This window comes from Kordia sp., from assembly GCF_045105435.1.
Lineage (GTDB): Bacteria > Bacteroidota > Bacteroidia > Flavobacteriales > Flavobacteriaceae > Kordia.
Map to the genome: position 1 here is coordinate 1 of NZ_JBGCDL010000158.1, position 19469 is coordinate 19469.

Sequence of the window (19469 nt, forward strand, 5' to 3'; positions counted from 1 at the left end):
GTTAAATTTTTAATAGAACGATCGGCATCATCAAAAGGAACAATGTGTTTTTCAAACTTAAAAGCATTATCAATGATAACTGTTTTCAAATTGATCATTCGCAATATCTTGGTTTCACCGTCTTGGGTAAGTCTGTATTCAAACTTTGAAGGATTGTTGACCCAATCTTCATTTTTAATAAAACACTCCGTTTTCTGACCATTTTCAAGCGTAAATGATCCTTTTTCAAAGTTGATTTGTGCAACAATTCCTGAAGTAGCGATCAAGAAAATAAGCAATGCACCTGTAATTTTTTTCATAAATTCGATTGTTGATTTTATGCAAAACTAATAAATTATTGCAAAAGTTAACAAAAAAATATATAAGCGTTATGCAATACAGAATGAGTTCAATTAATCGAGTACTTCTACACGATGAATCATAATATTTTTCTTTGGCCATTCGCCTGTATCCGTCTCTTGATTGGCAATTTTGTCCACAACATTCATTCCTGAAATAACACGCCCAAATGCAGTATATGCTCCGTTTAAATGATGTGTACCATCTTTTTTCTGTACGATAAAAAACTCATAAGGAGAAGCATATTTGTACGCTTGTTTAATATCGCTACTTGGCATGGAAATAACGCCTCTGTCATGTTTGAACCCTTTTCTAGTATCTGGCGGAAGCAAGTATTTGCCAATTTCTCTACGCTTATCAGCAATATTCCAACCATCGGAATTTCCACCTTGAATTACAAAGTCTTTCACCACACGATGAAATTGTGTATTATTAAAATAGTTGCGTTTGGCAAGCATGATAAAATTAGCTCTATGATACGGAGTTTCAGTAAATAACTCAAGATCAATATTTCCAAAATCGGTTACAATGCGCACTTTACGTTCTTTATTTTCTTTTCCGTACAAAATCATGTAATCCAGTACGTTTTTACTGGTAATTTTTACTTCTTTTTTCGGTTCTTTCTTCACCTTTTTTTTAGGCTTTTCGGCTACTTTTGGTGTTTCAGTTTTTTGAGAATCTTTCAAATCGGGTGTAGAACTTTTAGTATCTTCGCAACTAAACAATACGCATATAGCAATCAATACAAAGCAAATTTTTTTCATAGATGAAATTTGATAATTTTAAAAAAGTCCTTCCAAAAATAGCAAAAATCCCGCTTCCAGGTACTGCTTCACAACTGAAAATGGCACCTTTTATGCGCGAAAAAGAATTAAGAGCAATGGAAGGTCGCATGAAAAATGCGCGCAAATCTGCTGTGATGGCTTTATTTTACCCGAATGCGCAAGGAGACACTAATTTCGTTTTAATTTTAAGAAAAACGTATAGTGGCGTACATTCCAATCAAGTTGGATTTCCTGGCGGGAAGTCAGAACCCGAAGATATAAATTATGAAACTACCGCGTTACGTGAAACCGAAGAAGAAGTTGGCGTAGATTTACGTACAATTGAAGTAGTACGTAAAATAACAGCAACCTATATTCCGCCAAGTAACTTTTTGGTACAGCCATTTATAGGTATTGTAGAAAAAACGCCAATCTTTATTCCGCAACCATCAGAAGTAGAAGCTGTTATAGAAGTGGCGCTTGTAGATTTTCTTGCTGAAAATGCTGTAATACAAAAAGAATTGACAAATTCGTACAAGAAAAAGATACAAGTTCCAGCATTTTATTTAAACGAACATGTAGTTTGGGGCGCAACAGCAATGATGCTCAGCGAAGTTAAAGACATTATTTCTCAAGCCATTTCAAATTAGTTTTCGTAGCTTTGTAATTCGCTCAAAAATTAAAATACATGGGATTATTCAAAAGAAATCCTTTCGGACATATACTCTTTTTAAAAAAATGGTTGATTAGAATTGCAGGAACAATGACGCATAGACGTTACCGTGGATTCAATCAGCTGAAAATTGAAGGTTCTGAAATACTACGTTCATTGCCTGATAATAATGTGTTATTTGTGTCCAATCACCAAACTTATTTTGCCGATGTTGTAGCCATGTTTCATGTGTTTAATGCAAGTTTAAAAGGACGAGGCGATAATATTAAAAATGTTGGTTACCTGTGGAATCCGAAGTTGAATTTATATTACGTAGCAGCTAAGGAAACCATGAAATCTGGATTCTTACCAAAAATATTAGCCTATGCAGGTTCAGTAAGTATTGAACGAACTTGGCGCGCCAACGGAGAAGAAGTAAACAGACAGGTGAAAATGAGTGACATTTCTAATATAGGAATTGCACTTGAAGATGGTTGGGTAATCACCTTTCCGCAAGGAACTACTAGACCTTGGAAACCTATTAGAAAAGGAACCGCGCATATTATAAAGCGTTACAAGCCTATTGTTGTACCTATCGTAATTGATGGTTTTAGACGTTCGTTTGATCGAAAAGGACTTCGCATCAAAAAGAAAGGTATTTTACAATCTATGGAAATCAAAGAACCGCTAGAAATTGATTACGAAAATGAAAGTGTAGCGGCGATCATAGAAAAAATAGAATATGCTATAGAGCAGCATCCTTCTTTTCTTAAAGTAATTCCACAAGCAGAATTAGAAGCAATGGAAAAGCTTAATGAAAAACGCAAATGGGAATATTAATTCTCTATAATAGATCGTATAAGAAAGGACTCAATTTCAACTTGAGTCCTTTTTTTATATAGCATTCTGATTATTTTAATTCTCAGTCTTTTCTTCTTCTGGCGTATCATTTACAGTTGTATATAATACTTGCCCAACTTTATGAAATACTTTATAAATAAACTGCATCCATCCGCCATTATTAATTGTATGCATTGATGTCTGTGAAGTTGTATTTTGTACCAATGATGTTTCAAACTGTTGTTGGAAATTTTTGGTTGGTTCGTGTGCACTAACTGAAACGCAAAACATAACAGCGAGTACTAGAAAAACGATTTTTTTCATGATGAATAGTTTTTATTTGATGGTATGATTGTTTATGATTTTAACTGTTTTAACTCTTTGTAATTCTTTTTAAGCTTCTTTGTAAGCAGTCCGTATAATAAATAATACACTCCATAAAACAAAGCAACTACCAAGCACGCAGCAATAATGGTTCCAACGGCTAAAAATAAATACTGAGAAAGGTTCGCTTCTGCGGAGAATTTTTCCATACCGCCAGCACCTTCAATAAAACCTGTCGGAACTGCAATACAAACAGTAAATGCAATAACACTCAAACTGTACATTACATAATGTTTAACCGTTTTACGGGTTGTCATAATATTTGACATTAAATCTTTAATAGAACTGGTAGTAGATATCTTTTTATAGTTAATAAAAAACTTATAAATAAAATAAAATACAACAGTAGAAGAGGCATAAAAGAACCAATTAAGCCAAGAAGGCATACTGGAATCATTTAGTAAATCGGGTTGAATTAATAAGGCTAAGAGCACAATGGCAATTCCGAAACCTAGTTCTAACAAACTGACGTAAAAAACCCACTTTACAAGTGAAGAGGATTTCTTCAACATCATATTGTCAATATCGTTGTAGGATAGCTTAGGCTGATTTGCCTCTTGCTTTTTCCAATCTTTTTTTAATAAATCTAATTCTTCCATGAGTTATGGATTTAAAATCTTTTTCAATTTGGTCTTAATTCGGTTCATCTTCACACGTGCATTCACTTCCGTAATCCCAATTGTTGTGGCTATTTCTTTATAATTTTTATCTTCTAAGTACAAGAAAATCAATGCTTTTTCAATATCTGATAATTGCTTGATTGCTTTATACATGATTTTTAACTGCTCTTCTTCCGTATCATCATAATCTACAGATGATATCTTAAAAACAACACTTTCATAATCTTGCGTTCGTACCCTGCGTTTAGATTTTCTGTAAAGTGTAATCGCCGTGTTCAACGCTACTCTATACATCCAAGTACTAAACTTAGAATCGCCTCTGAATTTTGGATATGCTTTCCATAATTGTATGGTAATTTCCTGAAAAAGATCGTTGTGTTGATCCTTATTCGAGGTATATATACGACACACTTTATGAACGATATTCTGATTGCGTTCTAATTCGGTAACAAAATTATGTTCGAGGTTTTTGCTCAATTTTTGATGGTTATTTGCTTATCAGTGTTTCTTTATACAAATATGTTACATATTTTTTTAAAAAAAATTAGAATGCTGTATTTTTGTAGTGGAAAGGAACCTTTTTATAGACATACCAAGAATAAGTTGAGTTGGTATTGTTTTTATTGGTAGATGTGTATGTATTCTTCTTAATTGGGTATATAATTACATGTACTCTGTTTGTGAAGCACCCTCAATCATCCGACCGTATAAAAAGCTAAAAAATCATCATTTAATAAAAAAGGCATCTTCTTGTAATTTGTTTTCTGTTTGCGTTTTAAATGTTAAAATGCCAACAATAATAAACAATTGTGAAGCTCCGTAAAAAAGCATGATTCCAATATCTTTATACGGTAAAACTGTATAGAACCGATTTAAACCAACAGCAACTTGTGCAATGGTGAAACATGAAATCCCTAAAAAAACCAAACTATAACTTTTCATATTCACATTTTTGTAACGTAAATAAGCAAGTTTTAATAAGTTTAAAACACTTACCAGGTAAATCATCACGGGAATTAGCAAGTTATTCAAATTATCATACATTAAGTAAATCACTGAAAGAGAAATTAACAGTGAAACTGCCAAAAATGGAATCAATCGGTCAATGTCGTACCGCGCTTGTTTATAAAAATATAAGGAATAGAATAATATCGCGATCAAAAAAAATGTAAGTCCAAAAATAAAAGAGTAAAAAGGTGTGTTTTCTAACAAAGCAATATCGCCTGCACATAATAATAGTAAGGCTCCAAGAATAATCAAACGTTGCCGTATTAGCATCCTGTAACTATTCACAAAGAAAAAAACAGCTAATAAAATGGTGATTAAAGGCTTTGTAATTATCCTATAATCGTGGTACTCTTTAGTATTATTAAAATAAATATCTAAAGATAAATTGAGTAAAAATATGACAATAAAGACTCTTAAAAACTTCATATAGTGCTAGGCTTTCCGAAAAGCATTACAATTTAGTAAAAAAAAGAGTGCAAAATAAATCGTATTATTTTTTTAGTCGCTTTCTCAAAAAATAATTCAACAGCAACATACTTATTGTGGGAATTCCAATATAAACAGCTTCGTTTTGGAGCACTCGTAATCCACGTTCACTAAAAAACTTACCAGCGCCTATTGGAGAAACCGCAATCGGTCGCCAAGGAAAAAAGTAACGAGAATTTTCAAAAGGGATAAAAAAACCAACACCTTTTCCGCCATTGGTACACGCATCTAACAAGCTATGTGATAAAGTTGATAGTAGAAAAATAACAAAAAGTACCATTCCAAGTTTAGAAAAATAGTGCACCTTTCTATAAAAAATAGCGCGTATCAAAAACGCCAAAATAAAAGCAAATACAATACTATGTGTAAATCCACGATGTCCAAGCGGATGCATATACGGATATCCGAAATTAAACATAATGACATCTGCATCAGGAATAACCGCACAAAAAATGACCAACAACGATAATTTTACAGGATGTAACTTCACGTTCGCCACTCTTCCTATCGTATACGCAGCCAACGCATGGCCAAAAATAGACGCCATTAATTCGTATTCGAATATTCGTCCAACAAGGCTTTTTCTTGCGGAGTTAAACTCGCAACACCTTTGTCATTGATTTTCTCCAAAATACGGTCAATACGTTGTTGTTTCTCTTTTCGTTCCGCATTAAATTTATCATCAATAGTTTGGTAACTTTCTTTTGAACTCTTAGGAAGAATTGAGTTTCCTTTTTTTGATTTAAAAAAAACGATGTAGACAAAAATTACAATAACAGCAATTGAAATATAAGGCATTAAACTCATAAGCGTGTAGTACTTGCAGAAAATTTAGAATTCAAATTTACAATATTTCTAGCAAAATACAATTCATCCTTAAATTAAGACAATTGAGCATTTCCCTTTTTTTATTTTTTCTAATTTGATGGAGATTTGTCTCATCAATCAATCAATAACACATTCATCTCATGAAAAAATTACTACTACTTATCGGTTTCTGTTTTTATAATATTGTAGCGGCACAATCGACAGTTTCTGGTATTATTACCGATCAATCAAATGAACCTATTTTTGGCGCAAATGTCTATTTAAAAGGAACTTATGATGGTGCTTCTACCAATGAAAAAGGAGAATTTAACTTTACTACAGAAGAAAAGGGAACACAAATTTTAGTCGTTTCTTTTTTATCGTTTGAAACGAAAGAAGTTTCCTTAGCTGTTTCTAAAATGGAGAATATTACTATTAAACTTCGTGAAAATGTAGATGCCTTAAATGCGGTAATTTTAAGTGCAGGTTCGTTTGAAGCAGGAGAAAACGCAAAAGTTACGGCGTTAAAACCACTTGATATTGTTACAACTGCAAGCGCGTTGGGCGATGTTATTGGCGCTATACAAACCTTACCAGGAACAAGTACGGTAGCAGAAGACGGACGCTTATTTGTACGTGGTGGACGCGCCGAAGAAACCCAAATTTTTATCGATGGAATTCGCGTATTTACACCATACAGCAATACAACCAACAATATTCCGGCGCGTGGACGTTATTCGCCATTTTTATTTAAAGGAATCACGTTTTCTACAGGTGGTTATTCGGCAGAATTTGGACAAGCTTTGTCAGGAGTTTTGGAATTGAATACCATTAACGAACCTGATCAAGAAAAAACGGATATTTCAGTAATGACAGTTGGTGGAGCGCTTGGACATACGGAAAAGTGGGAAAAAGGTTCTGTCAGTTTCAGCACGTCATACATTAATTTAGCGCCGTATTTGGAGCTGTTTCCAGATCGTAACGATTGGATCAAACCATTTCAAGGCGGACAAGGAGAAAGTGTATTTCGTCATCATTTTGAGAATGGAACCTTAAAATTCTATACTGCGTTTGATATTACCGATTTTGAACTCGATCAAGAAAGTATCAATTTTGATGAATTGGTTCGTTTCAAACTGAACAACAATAACTTATACATGAACGGTTCGTACAAAGGCGTATTTGGCGAAAAATGGTCTATTTCTTCGGGATTGAGTTATACACGCGACAATTCTAAAATTAGAATCATTGACGATAAAATTAATAGTTTAGAAAATTCATTGCACTTTAAAACAAAGCTGAAAAAGAACTTTAACAACCGAATTAAATTGAGTTTTGGTGCAGAATATTTCACGACTGATTTTGATGAAAGTTTTGAAAACCCAAATGTATCAAGAATCGATTATGGTTTCAAAAGTAATTTAATTGGCGCTTTTGCGGAAACGGATATATTTTTCTCTAAAAACTTTGCCGCTAAGGCGGGAATTCGCTTAGATCATGCTTCTATTTTGAATGAAACGACCATTTCTCCAAGATTATCTGTCGCGTACAAAACTTCGGAAAAAGACCAAGTGTCATTTGCTTTCGGACAGTTTTATCAGAATCCGAACAATGATTACTTAAAATTTAACACAAATTTCCGTCCAGAAAACGCAACACATTACATTGCAAACTATCAATATGTACATGATGGTAGAACGTTTCGCGCGGAAGCGTATCATAAAGAATACAACAATTTAGTTACATTTTCGGGCGATTTTATACAACCAGATTCGAGTTTTGGAAATGATGGTTTTGGACATGCTACTGGATTGGATATTTTTTGGAGAGACAATAAAAGTATCAAAAATGTAGACTATTGGGTTTCGTATTCATACTTAGACACGTCTAGAAAATTTGAAAACTTTCCCACGGAAGCAATGCCAAATTTTGCAACAAAACACAATTTCTCGTTAGTTACTAAATACTGGATTGATGACTTAAAAAGTCAAGTCGGATTCAGTTACAACTATTCCTCAGGAAGAACGTATACAAATCCGAATACGACAGGTTTTCTATCTGAAAAAACGAAAGATTACCATAGTTTAAGCGTGAATTGGGCATATTTACTTTCGCCACAAAAAATACTATACTTCTCAGTTTCAAATGCGCTTGGTGTACGAAATGTTTTTGGATATGAATACGCAAATCAGGCAGATGTCAACGGAACATTTCAGCGAATGGTGCGTCGTCCTGCACAAGACCAATTTTTCTTTGTCGGATTCTTTTGGACGATTAGTGATGATAATAAGAGCAATCAATTAAACACACTTTAGGAATATTGAATCATAAAATCAGGATTATAAATTTCAAAAAAGTAAGGCTTTACCATACATAGTTAGCGCTTGAATTTCTTAAATTATAGGTTTATTAATTGAAAATTAAACCATTATGAAAAAAAGAAATGTAAAAACCTTAGTACTTAGTAAAAAAATGATCTCTAAATTAGTTAGTGAAGAAGTAGTTGGTGGCGCAACCTATCCATGTTCTACTGGACCTGGGCTTACTTCGGTAGCGCCACACCATTGTCGAATAAACTGTGATAGTTTAGTTCCGAATTTATGTAACTAAAAAATAAAATATAGTACGAGCACGAGTCTTAGATTCGTGCTTTTTTTATCTAAAAAATTACAATTCAAAATCTAAATAGCCATCAATTTCATTAGAATAAATTTTATGTTCTAAATTGCCAAATCTTATACGAAATTTGGTTTTATAACGTCCGTAGTTTTGACGTAACGCAGTCACTGCAATTTGATTTGGGTTTAGGTAAAAACTTCGTAATCCTGTGCCGCAAAAATAGATGTGATCTCTTTCAATTTCCTGCCAATTCCCAGTAGTATCTTGTGCTTCTGTCCGCATGTATAAAATATCGCCTAAACCAATATGTAAAGTGTCAGCAGACTTGTTTTTAATAAATACCGGATATGATTTTTTATTGGTACGATATTCCGCTTTTTTGTAATGTTCAAACATAGACACTGGAAAACCAATGGTTTTTGTGGTGTCAATAAAAATTGTAAAGTCAGATGACTTTGGTGTTACATAATTAAAATCAAGCGAAGTTCCATGCTTTAGTTTAGAGATTTTATATGTAAGTTTTATATCGTCTTTAAGATCACCAATATACAATGGAGAGAATTGTGCATCACGATTGTATTCAAGCGTATCGAGAATTAATTCATTATTCAAATCATCATATAAATTTATATTTGCAAACGGATGGTTGCTTTTTTTTATTTCGCTCGAAGCTTGTAAAAGAGGTAATTTCGTTACCGTTTTCTTTTCTTGCTTCTGATGACAAGCACTTGCTAAAAAAGTCAAAACTAAGATGAATGCAAAATGTTTCATGTTGGTAAATTGTAATAATTGGTTCTATGTAGAAAGAACAACAAAAATTACACCAAAAAGAATTTAATCAAAAAAGTCTAGTAGTTTTTAAAAATGAAAAATACATTTAGTCTTTACACTTGCTATTATAAACAGTGCTTACGCTACTTGAAGAAACGATAATATCTTCATAACAAGTTGCCATTGCAGTTCCTTTTTTTGTGCATTTCCCGATAAGATATTCAAAAGTTGGTCCGTGCGGATTTCCATATTTATCGATATCTCTTTTTTGTAGTTCTTTTACGGCAGTTCTATCAGCCATCATAAATCGTGCGTTTATTCGCGCATTATGTCGCAATTCATAAGCTTTCACGGCTCTCGTTTTGAGATCAATTTTTTGTTGAATCCAGTTTTTATTTAATTCAGAAATAGCAACAACTTGATAATTATACCAAATTCGTATTTCACAATCGGTTACAGGAATAGCAACCAATACGTCATCAGCTTTTTGTTCTTTTGATGATTTGTAATTTGGAATCCATAATTTCTGTCCGACGCTAATTTTTTCAACATTTGTAATCTTTTGAAAGCTGTTATCTAATAAATGTTTCTCGTTGGTACTTTCAATTATTTTGTAATATAAATGCGGATTTCCATATGCTTTTTGAGATATTTTACTCAGCCAATCACCACTTTGTACGACATAAGAATTATTAGCTTCTTGACTAATAACAGTGAAAAAGGATAGTTGTGCTATGAAAATTAAGATTAGTTTTGAGAATTGATTCATTTTTCAATTTTTTGGTTGGTAGTTGCCACCGAAAGTGGTTGTGCTCATAAAAATAAGATAAAGCTGACAAATAACCTACGGTATGTTGAATAGTAAAATGTGTATTGTCAAAACAAACGATCAATTCAAATTCTCAGTAGCAACTCTAATGCATTGTTCTTCGCCTAAAAATTGTTGATCTCCATGTTTTTCTGACCAAAAACCATCTAAAATATTCGTGCTTAGTACTTTATATACCACAACACCTTTGTAAATGTTGGAATCGTGACCCTGATATTGAAAGTTAATAACGAGAATATTGTCCTTATAAAACCCGATACCTTGCATCGTTTGCGAATCATTGCTAATAGACCAATTGGCTAGTATTCTATCATTTTCATTGAGAGCTAATGTTAAAATGCCACTATATGTACTGCGTTCAGCATCTTGATTGATACCCGCAATTTTATAAGTGCCAATAATATCTTTTATGTGTATAGGATTCCAAAGCGGAATTGATTGCATGTTGTGTATGATTTATATTTTAAAGATATGGAAAGAATTTTTTATGATCGGCATCTTTGTAAGCATATCCTTGTTTGTTTTATCAAATAATAGATTCATTTTTCCAAAAAGTGTTCATAGAAACTTTTTTTTCATTCCAAAAACAGATAGATACAAAGCCAACATGATACTAATATGGCAAAAACATTACATAATTTGGATTGTAGCGTGTTTCGGAAATTTTAAAATCGTATTCGCCTATAATTTGAAAGTTGTTTTTTGTGTAAAATTGCAAAGCACGTTCATTCGCAATCAATACATACAACCAAATTCCTTGTTGCTGTTGTTCTTTAGAAAATTTAATGGTGTAATTAAAAAGTGCTGCGCCTAATTTTTGTCCATGAAATTGTTTCAAAACATAAAAACGATCGAGTTTGGTGAGCTGAGTTGCTGCTGTATATTCAGTTGGTGCGTTGAGTTCAATTTTAGAATAACCAGCGAGTATTTCATCCAAAAAAATCATAAAATAGTGAATCTTCGGATTGTCAAATTCTGCCATGAGCGTATCCAAAGCAAATGCTTTTTTTACAAAAGATTCCACGGCTTCTTTTGGCGTATTTGGAAGATAGGTTTCTAAAAAAGTAGTTTCTCCAATCTTGGCAATTGCTGAAATATCGTTAAGAGTCGCTTTTTTAAAGTGAATCATTTTTTAACATTTGTAGTTCCAAAAGTACGCAAATCTACGTGTTTTTTAAACTTGGACAATACTACGCTAACGCGTCCTGAATTTAGCTTTTATATTTGAGTAAAATAAAACTAAACCTTTTTACAATGAAAAATACCTCAGTTCATAGCCACAGTGAAGTTGTTCAAGAGTTAAAAATATTACTCGACGCAAATCCGCCAATGCGAATTACTTTAAATGCTTCGTTGATTGCTGCTAGAATTTCCGCAGAAACGAAATTGAATTCCGATTTATACAACGCGTTAAATGATGAATTCCATGGAAATGCGTTTCCAATAACTATTGAAGATTATTACGATTATTTAGATATGTATGTATGTTTGGTTCCTGATGAAAAAAGTGATCCAAATTACCCGAATGCATGGACAAGTACCGATACGTCTAACGGTTACAACCAAAAAGTATACGATTTGTTATGTCAGTTTTACTGGTTAGTAGATCAGAAAATAGCTGATAGCGATTTAACAATGCAAAGTTTTCCAGAATTTGCAGCTTGGTTAGTGAAATTTGCAAAAGCTTGGGGAAGTTTCCTTGATACAACCGATTCGTTAACGAAATCAAGTTTGTATTCGTTCAAGCACAACGCAATGTACAACTATCCGTTGTATGCTGAAAATGCGTCTAGTTGGACAACTTTTAATGAGTTCTTTTACAGAGAATTTAACGGAGCAGCTGCCGTAACAGGAATTTCGCCATTGCGTCCAATTGCAGCACCAGACGATAACGGAACTGTAGTTGCGCCAGCAGATTGTACGTATAAAGAAGATTATAAGATAGATTCGGAAGGAAATGTATTAGGAAAAGGTGGAGAAGTTACAGAAGACAGATTAAAGCACACACACGCAATTGGAACGGTAAACGAGTTACTAAAAGATAGCAAATATGCAAGTGATTTTTATGGTGGAACGTTCGTACATTACTTTTTAGGACCGTATGATTATCACCGTTTCCATACGCCAGTAAGTGGAGAAGTGTTGGAAATAAAAGATATCACGGGAAAAGTATATTTGAATGTTGAAATGAGTGACGGGCAATGGCATGCACCAGATGGAGCAGGAGATGGATACGAATTTAATCAAGCACGTGGATTAGTGATTGTTGATGGAGGAGAAAAAGTTGGGAAAGTAGCCATACTTCCTATCGGAATGGCACAAGTTTCTGGTGTAATGATGTATGCAAAAGACAATCCGCCAGCAGGTGTTCCGGCTGAAAACTTAATTGGTGTTGGCGATACAGTTGTAAAAGGACGCGAATTTGGAAAATTTAGATTCGGAGGATCAGATATTATTATGTTATTTGAAAAGCCACAGGAAGAATTATATATGTATAAAAAAGATCCAGGACATGTGCCAATTCATTTTCAATACGGACAAACAGCTATTTATGTAAAATAATAAATATAGACTTTAGCCTCGAAATAAATTCAAAACTAAAGAGGCTGTCTGGAAAGTTTCAAAAGTCGTCATTCTGGACTTGATCCAGAATCTCATAAAGCTGATTTTCAACTGTTATGCGAAACCGAATCAAGTTCGGTTTGACGAAATTATGACTTTTTAGACAGCCTCTTGTATTTTATAGTATTGTTTCTATTCAAAAACTACAGGCAACGTATTCTTAGGAATTTTTACAATGTGATACGGTTGTGTAATTACGGTTGTTGCATTCCCTTCTGGAATAAGATCTGTAACAGTCACAATAATATTTTGTGTATCTGAATTTACTTCAATGTCTAAATCATGACCACCATTTCCTCTTACTTCATCAATAGCAACGATTACAGTGAAATTTGTAAAATCGATATCCGTTTCTGTAAAAGAAGAAGAAACATCATTTACGGCATCAAAAAGTAAAATAAGGTTGTTCCAATCGGCTGTCGTATTAATAACAATGTTTTGTTGGTAAACTCCTTGTGAAGAACCGCCATATAAACTTCCTTTTCCAATTAAAGTAGTTTCAATAGAAGAAATGGTAGTTTCGGAATCATCATCAGAGCTACAACTGCATATAAGCAGTGAAAGTATAAAAAGAATGGTGTAATTTTTCATGTGTTTATGTTTATTATTTTTTTCGGTTACATGTTGTTCGCAATTAATCATTTCCCTATGAGAGAAACTTTTTAGCATGCTCGTTTCATAATATCGATGTTAATTGTTTACAAGTAAGATACAGCATTTATAAAAAGGTTGCGTGCATATTTGTTAAAATAGCTAGTTTATTCTAAGTTTGAATCTTCTCCAGAAATCTCATCAATTTCATCAATCACCGTTTTTGGTTTAAAATATTTTCTTGAGGAAAAGTGAACAATCAAAATGATTAATGATAGAACATCTGCTCTTATTTTTTGTTCGCCTAAGTCTAGACCAATAGAAAGATAGCTAAAACCATACGAGAAATCAAACCAAAAATTAAGCATTTCTGTTGAGAATCGAATTGAAACAGTGAGAATGATATACCATAACAGTAATAATGTCCAAGCAGCTTTTTTACCGAGCAATAGAAAGTAATTTACGGTGATTAAAAGTACAGCAATAATACCAAACCACCAGCCTACAGGAAATACAACTATAAGAATATATAAAATAAGTAGTGTTTGGATAACATTAAAGAGAGTTACTAGTATTACTTGAACAGGTAATTTTTTAATATCGGCAAATGTCAATCTTTTCAAAAGCGTGTATGTTTTTTTGAAATAAACTATTTTCAACAAAAATAATTAGAAAGTAATATGCAACAAAAAATAGCTCAATTAGATTTGAAAGAAACTACATAAAAAATAGTTCTACACTGTAACCAGTTTACTTTTTAAATGAATTCGACCAAAGAAAAGTTCCCAAAATAAAACCAATACCCATATACAAAAGGTAGATTGTTATCTTCATAGTTGCAATACTTGTTGTTGTAAATAGCTCAATAATTTCTGTTTGTTTAAAAAATAGCACAATAGTCATAGCAAGTACAATTCCTAAACCGACCAATTCATTGATGTATTGCTTTTTTTGGAAACTAAAAATATGTCCAGTTAAAAATCCCCAAACCCAAGGAATAATAGATAGTTGCGCAGTTTCTTTTGTGGTTATATTGTGATAAACAAGCATGCAAACGAACAGCAGAATCAATAAAAATTGTTGAAACCGTTGAATGCTTTTCTTCGTTGTTAATAGTTCTTTTTTAAAGCAGAAAAGAATCGTTGTCAAAAAATTATAACTCAATAAGAGGTATACGGTAATCGATATAAAATATACTAAAATTGATGAAAATTGCATAAAAAAAATGTTTCGGTTAAGTAGCTTAAAAGTACCAAATTCACAACGCTAGGAAATACCTAATTATAGGGAGATTGTATTTTATAGAAATGAGTATTGAGCTGTTAGTATTGAGAAGTTTTCAAAGTGTGTGTTAGATGTTATCATAACGAATGAACACTTCGACAGGCTCAGTGCAAACAAATCGACAAACAAACAAATCAACAAATCAAGGAAAGCCCAAAAACAAACTCACAGCCGATAACTGACAACAGGAGCAAAGCGACAAAACTGACAACAAACAACAAAACGACAATTCATCCTTAAAAAATTACAATTCGGTAGTTTCTTTTTTTTCAAACAGGTAGTTTGTTGGATATTTGAACCATCAATCAGAAACAATCAAATCAATCAAAAAATGATCAGTATCACATTCATCATCATCGAATTTATTTTTTCAATCATTTAAAAAAGTAAGAACAAGTTAAATCATCAAAAAACCAACACAATGAAAAAAGTCGTATTAATTTTAAGTTTCGTTTTCTTCGGAAGTATTACAACTGGAACAGCACAAACAAAATATGAAAAAGGAATGGAAAAAGCTTTTTCACTTTGGAAAGAAAACAAAAGTACAGAAGCAGTCAATGTCTTTGAGCGTATTTCTGCCGCAACACCAAACGAATGGTTGCCATCGTATTATGCAGCACAAATCAATATTATTAATGGATTTGCTATCAAAGACAAAAGCAAGTTGACACAACAATTAGAAAAGGCGCAAGCACAAATTGATCATGCAACGAGTATTTCACCAAACAATCCGGAAATCATGATTTTACAAGCAATGTTATACACCGTTTGGGTTGCGTATGATGGTGCTACTTATGGAATGCAATATGCACCAAAAGTGAGTCAAATTTACGCGAAAGCGTTAGCAATAAACAATGACAATCCAAGAGTTGTATTAAACAAAGCAGAATGGGATATTGGAAGCGCTCGTTATTTTGGACAAGATACGTCGCCATTTTGTAAAGAATTACAAAGAGCAAAAACACTTTTTGAAGCAGAAACTAAAAAAGACGATTTCAGCCCAAGTTGGGGAAAAGATCGCGCCACAAAATTAGCAGAAGAATGTAGCAAGTAGCAGCATCGTTCCAAAATCATTAGTATATTTGAAAGTAGCCAACAAAACAGAATAAAATGAAAGAGTTTAATAGAATTGTACTTATAGGAATTATCATCGGATTTATTTTATGTGGTATACGACTTACGTTTATTTATTTTGGAGGAGGAACTGTAAATTTTGATCATAACTTATCAATTATGCTTGGAATGTATTGTTTGTATTCGATTCCGATAAGTATTGTAAACTCTTATTATTTTGATTATTTGAACAGTCGATTTGTGTGGACGAAAGCATTGCAACGTTACCGATTGCTTATTGGCATTGTAGGATCTATCATCATAACTGTATTTACTGTTTTTTTAGTTAGAATCATTGAAGAAGTTGCCATAGAAGGGAAAACCTTTCAACAATTTATTGAGAATGAAAATCCATCATATTACTTGAATGTATTGTTAGTAACCATCTTTTTCTCTGTATTTTTTCATGCAGTTCACTTTTACAAAGAATTGCAAAAAAAGAAAGTTACCGAACAAAAAATAATTGCAGGAACCGCTTCAGCACAGTTTGATGCTTTAAAAAATCAGCTCGATCCACATTTTTTATTCAATAGTTTAAATGTGCTTAGCTCTTTAATTGATGAAAATCCGCGTCAAGCGCAGAAGTTTACATCCGGACTTTCCAAAGTGTATCGTTATGTGTTAGAACAAAAAAATAAAGAACTAGTTACGGTTGATGAAGAATTGAAATTTGCCAAAACATATATGAGTTTATTAAAAATGCGTTTTGAAGAAAGTATCATTTTTGAAGCTCCAGAGGCAGCAAGTAATCCAGAAAGTAAAGTAGTGCCATTGTCATTACAATTATTACTAGAAAACGCGGTAAAGCACAACATGGTAACGCCCTCAAAACCGTTACACATAAAAATATATGAAGATCGTGGCAACTTAATCGTTGAAAACAATCTTCAAGAAAAGCAAATTGTAAAAAAGAGTAGTGGTGTAGGTTTAAACAATATCCGACAACGATACAATTTACTCACACAACGCCAAGTATATATTAACAAAACTACATCGGACTTTCAAATCGCAATTCCGATGCTAACAAAACAAAAAGAAGTCATGAGAAATCAAGCAATAATACCAAATAATAATGATTTAGACGATACATACATTCAAGCTAGAAAGCACGTAGAAAAATTAAAAGAATTTTACTATAATCTATTATCATACTGTTTAGTCATTCCGTTTTTAATATTTATCAATTTAAGATTTAGTCCACAATTCCACTGGTTTTGGTTTCCAATGTTCGGTTGGGGAATTGGATTATCATTTCACGCGATGAGCGTATATTTTGAAGGCGGACGTTTTGGAAGAAATTGGGAACAACGTAAAATACAAGAATTCATGGAACAAGAAGAACGAAAAAGATGGAACTAATGAATTCAAATAATTACGATCGCGAAAGAGAAGAAAGATACGTACGCGCACAAAAAAGAGTAGAGAATATAAGAGGTTTTTACGTTCATTTAATTGTGTATATCTGTGTAAATATATTTATTAGCTACAGAAGAATTGCCGAAAATATGGAAGATGGCGCCACTTTTCAAGAAGCCTTCTTAGACATAGAAACACATACTTTATGGTTAGCTTGGGGAATTGGAATGGCGTTTCATGCATACAACACATTTGTAAAAAATGGAATGTTAGGTAGCGGTTGGGAAGCACGAAAAATAGAAGAATACATGGATGAAGAAGAACGAAAAAGCGGAAAAAATGAATATAGATAATCAAGATAAAGAAAAGGCAGAAAGATATTTACGCGCCGAAAAAAAGGTAGAAAATATTAAAGGTTTTTATATTCATTTACTCGTATATATTTGTGTAAACTTGTATATCAGTATCAAAAAAATATCAAGAAACTTAGACAATGGAGAAACCTTTGAGGAAGCTTTTTTTGACATAGGAACTTACTTTGTATGGATGGCTTGGGGAATTGGATTGGCATTTCATGCTTTTAATATTTTTGTAAAAGATGGAAAGCTTGGAAGAAACTGGGAAGAGCGAAAAATACGCGAATACATGAAAGATGACCAACGAAAAGAATGGCATTAATGGCGAATGCAAAAGAACAATCAAATAAAAGAAAAGTTATGGAAAGATTACCATCAAACATAGACGCAAATAATTATAAACAAGACTATACCAAAGAAGAAGCGTATATGCGCGCTCGAAAAAAGGTAGAAAAAATAAAAGGCTTTTACGGACATTTTGCTTCGTATGTCATTGTCAATATTTTTATATTATCAATGATTGCACTCAACTTAGACGAAGGCGAAACGTTTTGGAAGTTTGGACATTTCTCAACAGCATTTTTCTGGGGAATCGGAGTTGCATTTCATGCAGCAGGCGTTTTTGGACCAGATGTATTACTAGGGAAAAGCTGGGAAGAACGAAAAATTAAACAGTACATGTCTGACGACAAACGAAACTGGGAATAACTTTTGAAATGATAAATGTTAAATTATAAATTTTAAATGCTAAATGATTTCCAAACGTCACTTCGAGTGATTTTTCGAAATAAAATGAAGAAAAATTGTATCGAGAAGCACTTTGAAATGATAAATGTTGAATTATAAATTTTAAATGTAAAAGTTTACGAAACGTCATTACGAGTGGTTTTCGCAATAAAATGAAGAAAAATTGTATCGAGAAGCACTTTGAAATTATGAATGTTGAATTATAAATTTTAAATGCTAAATGATTTCCAAACGTCACTTCGAGTGATTTTTCGCAATAAAATGAAGAAAAATTGTATCGAGAAGCACTTTGAAATGATAAATGTTGAATTATAAATTTTAAATGTAAAAGTGGTTTTGAATCAACAAATCAACAAATCAACCAATCAACAAAGAACAAAAAGACACCCAACCAATGAAAGTAATCATCATCGAAGACGAAAAACCATCTGCAAGAAGATTGAATCGAATGTTAGAAGCAGCAAACATGAAAGTAGAAGTTATGTTGCACTCAGTAGCAGAATCTATTGAATGGTTTCAGAATAATGAACATCCTGACTTGATATTTTTAGACATTCAATTGTCAGACGGATTGTCCTTTGAAATCTTTGAAGTCATCGAAATTACCTCTGCAATCATCTTTACAACCGCGTATGATGAATATGCATTGCAAGCTTTCAAACTGAATAGTATTGATTATTTACTCAAACCTATTGATGACGACGAATTGGTCACTGCTGTAGAAAAGTACAAATCGCGCGCACCAAAAGCACAAAACGTGCAGCTGAATTTTGACGATATCAAAAAATTATTGGTAAATCCGATTGAACGCACCTACAAAAAACGATATACTGTAAAAGTCGGACAACACTTAAAAATGATTCCAATTGACGAAATTGAATGTTTTTACAGTGAAAATAAAGGCACGTATGCACATACGATAGAAGGCAGAAACTATCTGTTAGAAACTTCCTTAGAACATTTAGAAGACGAATTATCTCCAGAAATATTCTATCGCGTAAGCAGAAAATTCTATATCAATATCAACGCCATCAAAGATATTGTGAGCTACACAAACTCACGCTTGCAAATAAAACTACACAACTTCAGTGAACAAGAAATTATAGTAAGTCGCGAACGTGTAAAAGACTTTAAAAATTGGTTGAACTAAACTTCGACTCCGCTCAGTTTACTTATTTTTTGAACACTGAATACTGAACACTGAACACTGAACACCGAACACCGAACACCGAACACTGAACACTGAACACTGAACACTGAATACTGAATTTTGAAGTGGTT

The 19469-nt window shown here is 32.9% G+C and carries 25 protein-coding genes and 1 pseudogene; 11 read left to right on the forward strand and 15 right to left on the reverse strand.

Translation table 11 applies throughout. The features are described 5' to 3' along the window. Window positions 1–299 (reverse strand): annotated as a pseudogene (locus AB8B65_RS08330) (hypothetical protein); the annotation flags it as partial. Between the two features lie 93 nt (window positions 300–392). Beyond that, a complete protein-coding gene (locus AB8B65_RS08335) occupies window positions 393–1103 on the reverse strand; it encodes a peptidylprolyl isomerase (RefSeq protein WP_405300453.1) in 711 nt (236 codons plus the stop codon). A gap of 2 nt (window positions 1104–1105) precedes the next feature. Here AB8B65_RS08335 and AB8B65_RS08340 point away from each other — a divergent pair, with 2 nt between their 5' ends. Further along, window positions 1106–1753 (forward strand): NUDIX hydrolase, encoded by a 648-nt coding sequence (locus AB8B65_RS08340; RefSeq protein WP_405300454.1) that lies wholly within the window; start codon window positions 1106–1108, stop codon window positions 1751–1753. Window positions 1754–1791: 38 nt separating this feature from the next. Further along, the gene (locus AB8B65_RS08345) at window positions 1792–2595 is read left to right on the forward strand and encodes a lysophospholipid acyltransferase family protein (RefSeq protein ID WP_405300455.1); all 804 of its coding nucleotides are present in this window, start codon (window positions 1792–1794) and stop codon (window positions 2593–2595) included. Between the two features lie 75 nt (window positions 2596–2670). On the opposite strand, the gene AB8B65_RS08350 is transcribed toward AB8B65_RS08345, so the two are convergent. The 6 genes from AB8B65_RS08350 to AB8B65_RS08375 all read right to left on the reverse strand — a co-directional run bounded on the left by AB8B65_RS08350 (window position 2671) and on the right by AB8B65_RS08375 (window position 5891). Then, complete coding sequence (locus AB8B65_RS08350; protein WP_405300456.1) at window positions 2671–2919, reverse strand: hypothetical protein; 249 nt, start codon at window positions 2917–2919, stop codon at window positions 2671–2673. 32 nt (window positions 2920–2951) lie between these two features. Next, entirely contained in the window at window positions 2952–3578 is a 627-nt protein-coding gene (locus tag AB8B65_RS08355; protein WP_405300457.1) for a hypothetical protein, read from the reverse strand. Between the two features lie 3 nt (window positions 3579–3581). Beyond that, entirely contained in the window at window positions 3582–4076 is a 495-nt protein-coding gene (locus tag AB8B65_RS08360) for an RNA polymerase sigma factor (protein ID WP_405300458.1), read from the reverse strand. Window positions 4077–4325: 249 nt separating this feature from the next. After that, window positions 4326–5033 (reverse strand): lysoplasmalogenase, encoded by a 708-nt coding sequence (locus tag AB8B65_RS08365; protein WP_405300459.1) that lies wholly within the window; start codon window positions 5031–5033, stop codon window positions 4326–4328. Between the two features lie 64 nt (window positions 5034–5097). Further along, window positions 5098–5640 (reverse strand): metal-dependent hydrolase, encoded by a 543-nt coding sequence (locus tag AB8B65_RS08370; RefSeq protein ID WP_405300460.1) that lies wholly within the window; start codon window positions 5638–5640, stop codon window positions 5098–5100. Continuing rightward, window positions 5640–5891 (reverse strand): DUF6576 domain-containing protein, encoded by a 252-nt coding sequence (locus tag AB8B65_RS08375; RefSeq protein ID WP_405300461.1) that lies wholly within the window; start codon window positions 5889–5891, stop codon window positions 5640–5642. The genes AB8B65_RS08370 and AB8B65_RS08375 overlap by 1 nt, the downstream gene beginning before the upstream one ends. A gap of 170 nt (window positions 5892–6061) precedes the next feature. Here AB8B65_RS08375 and AB8B65_RS08380 point away from each other — a divergent pair, with 170 nt between their 5' ends. Both AB8B65_RS08380 and AB8B65_RS08385 read left to right on the forward strand, forming a co-directional pair. Further along, complete coding sequence (locus tag AB8B65_RS08380) at window positions 6062–8215, forward strand: TonB-dependent receptor (RefSeq protein WP_405300463.1); 2154 nt, start codon at window positions 6062–6064, stop codon at window positions 8213–8215. Window positions 8216–8330: 115 nt separating this feature from the next. Then, entirely contained in the window at window positions 8331–8510 is a 180-nt protein-coding gene (locus AB8B65_RS08385) for a hypothetical protein (RefSeq protein ID WP_405300464.1), read from the forward strand. Between the two features lie 57 nt (window positions 8511–8567). Here AB8B65_RS08385 and AB8B65_RS08390 read toward each other — a convergent pair whose 3' ends face one another. The 4 genes from AB8B65_RS08390 to AB8B65_RS08405 form a co-directional block, all read right to left on the reverse strand. Next, complete coding sequence (locus AB8B65_RS08390) at window positions 8568–9290, reverse strand: hypothetical protein (protein ID WP_405300465.1); 723 nt, start codon at window positions 9288–9290, stop codon at window positions 8568–8570. A 106-nt stretch (window positions 9291–9396) separates the two neighbouring features. Beyond that, complete coding sequence (locus tag AB8B65_RS08395) at window positions 9397–10059, reverse strand: LysM peptidoglycan-binding domain-containing protein (protein ID WP_405300466.1); 663 nt, start codon at window positions 10057–10059, stop codon at window positions 9397–9399. Window positions 10060–10179: 120 nt separating this feature from the next. Then, complete coding sequence (locus tag AB8B65_RS08400; RefSeq protein ID WP_405300467.1) at window positions 10180–10563, reverse strand: hypothetical protein; 384 nt, start codon at window positions 10561–10563, stop codon at window positions 10180–10182. 169 nt (window positions 10564–10732) lie between these two features. Next, entirely contained in the window at window positions 10733–11248 is a 516-nt protein-coding gene (locus AB8B65_RS08405; protein WP_405300468.1) for a GNAT family N-acetyltransferase, read from the reverse strand. Window positions 11249–11373: 125 nt separating this feature from the next. On the opposite strand from AB8B65_RS08405, the gene AB8B65_RS08410 reads away from it, so the two are divergent. Next, window positions 11374–12681: a phosphatidylserine decarboxylase gene (locus tag AB8B65_RS08410; protein ID WP_405300470.1), complete on the forward strand. Its 1308-nt coding sequence runs from the start codon at window positions 11374–11376 to the stop codon at window positions 12679–12681. A gap of 192 nt (window positions 12682–12873) precedes the next feature. Here AB8B65_RS08410 and AB8B65_RS08415 read toward each other — a convergent pair whose 3' ends face one another. The 3 genes from AB8B65_RS08415 to AB8B65_RS08425 all read right to left on the reverse strand — a co-directional run bounded on the left by AB8B65_RS08415 (window position 12874) and on the right by AB8B65_RS08425 (window position 14550). After that, on the reverse strand, window positions 12874–13332 hold the full coding sequence (locus AB8B65_RS08415; RefSeq protein WP_405300472.1) for a hypothetical protein: 459 nt from the start codon (window positions 13330–13332) through the stop codon (window positions 12874–12876). A 167-nt stretch (window positions 13333–13499) separates the two neighbouring features. Beyond that, window positions 13500–13955, reverse strand: coding sequence for a hypothetical protein (locus AB8B65_RS08420; protein ID WP_405300473.1), 456 nt, complete (start codon window positions 13953–13955; stop codon window positions 13500–13502). 127 nt (window positions 13956–14082) lie between these two features. Beyond that, window positions 14083–14550 carry a hypothetical protein gene (locus AB8B65_RS08425; protein WP_405300474.1) on the reverse strand — a complete coding sequence of 156 codons (468 nt, stop codon included), beginning with the start codon at window positions 14548–14550 and terminating at the stop codon, window positions 14083–14085. A gap of 487 nt (window positions 14551–15037) precedes the next feature. Between AB8B65_RS08425 and AB8B65_RS08430 the strand changes: the two genes are divergently transcribed. The 6 genes from AB8B65_RS08430 (at window position 15038) to AB8B65_RS08455 (ending at window position 19338) form a co-directional block, all read left to right on the forward strand. Further along, window positions 15038–15670: a tetratricopeptide repeat protein gene (locus AB8B65_RS08430; RefSeq protein WP_405300475.1), complete on the forward strand. Its 633-nt coding sequence runs from the start codon at window positions 15038–15040 to the stop codon at window positions 15668–15670. A 56-nt stretch (window positions 15671–15726) separates the two neighbouring features. Then, entirely contained in the window at window positions 15727–17088 is a 1362-nt protein-coding gene (locus tag AB8B65_RS08435) for a 2TM domain-containing protein (protein ID WP_405300477.1), read from the forward strand. Beyond that, a complete protein-coding gene (locus AB8B65_RS08440; protein ID WP_405300478.1) occupies window positions 17088–17438 on the forward strand; it encodes a 2TM domain-containing protein in 351 nt (116 codons plus the stop codon). Before AB8B65_RS08435 ends, AB8B65_RS08440 begins: the two co-directional genes overlap by 1 nt. Next, the gene (locus AB8B65_RS08445) at window positions 17398–17763 is read left to right on the forward strand and encodes a 2TM domain-containing protein (RefSeq protein WP_405300479.1); all 366 of its coding nucleotides are present in this window, start codon (window positions 17398–17400) and stop codon (window positions 17761–17763) included. The genes AB8B65_RS08440 and AB8B65_RS08445 overlap by 41 nt, the downstream gene beginning before the upstream one ends. Window positions 17764–17801: 38 nt before the next feature. Then, window positions 17802–18149 carry a 2TM domain-containing protein gene (locus tag AB8B65_RS08450; protein WP_405300480.1) on the forward strand — a complete coding sequence of 116 codons (348 nt, stop codon included), beginning with the start codon at window positions 17802–17804 and terminating at the stop codon, window positions 18147–18149. Between the two features lie 433 nt (window positions 18150–18582). After that, window positions 18583–19338, forward strand: a complete 756-nt coding sequence (locus tag AB8B65_RS08455; RefSeq protein WP_405300481.1) for a LytR/AlgR family response regulator transcription factor — start codon at window positions 18583–18585, stop codon at window positions 19336–19338. Window positions 19339–19469: the final 131 nt, after the last annotated feature.